Raw genomic sequence first — 875 nt, forward strand, 5'->3', positions numbered from 1 at the left:
AAAATTTATGCAGAAAAATGGGCTCATAAACTATCCTCTCAATTAATTGATAAAAAACACAAGCATATGATCTTTACTCTTCCTAAAGAAATTTGGAACTACCCAATTATTAAAAGAGATTTATTAGCTACTTTTTCTGAGCATATCAAAACTCTTTTTAAAGCTTGGTTTAAGAAATATGATATTGAAAATTTCGGACTGATTGTTGCTATTCATACTTTTAGTAGAGATTCTTCTTTTCATCCTCATTTTCATGTAATTCTTTCCCTCGGTGGTTTTAAAAAGAATCTTACGTGGAAAAGCCTTGAGTTTTTCCCACCTAAATTTTTCAATAATTCTTGGAGATATTTAGTTCTTAAAAGTATCGCTAATGCTTATCCTAAATGCAAAAAAACTAAAGAAATCATATCTCTTTGTTACAAAAAAGATTTTTTCATTAATCTTAAAGGTGAAACCCTTGATAACGAAGTTAGCGCATTAAAATATATTGGACGTTATCTCATGAGGCCTGCTATTGCCGAGTACAGAATAACTAAATTCGAAAATAATCAAGTTACATTTTGGTATATTGACGTTGCCACAAAAGAAAAAATATTTCTTACACTTCCGTTATTTAAATTTATTGGCAGACTAATTTTACACATTAATCCCAAAGGATTTAAAGCTATCCGAAGATATGGATTTTATGCTAGAAACATTAAAACAAACCTTAAATCACATATTAGATGTTTTTTCAAAAAAAAGATTTCTGCTATCATTCCTTTAACTTGGAGAGAACGTATTTTTAAAATTTATGGAAAAGATCCATTGATTTGTCCTAATTGTTTTACCGAAATGAAGCTAACTTCTTTTCATCATAAAAAATATGGAGATTT

General features: G+C 28.3%; 1 protein-coding gene. It reads left to right on the plus strand.

The annotated features are described in order from the left end of the window. A partial coding sequence (locus DYH56_RS15690; RefSeq protein WP_114643785.1) for an IS91 family transposase occupies nt 1-875 on the plus strand: 875 nt, incomplete at both ends.

This window comes from Psychrilyobacter piezotolerans (assembly GCF_003391055.1).
GTDB classification, from domain to species: domain Bacteria; phylum Fusobacteriota; class Fusobacteriia; order Fusobacteriales; family Fusobacteriaceae; genus Psychrilyobacter; species Psychrilyobacter piezotolerans.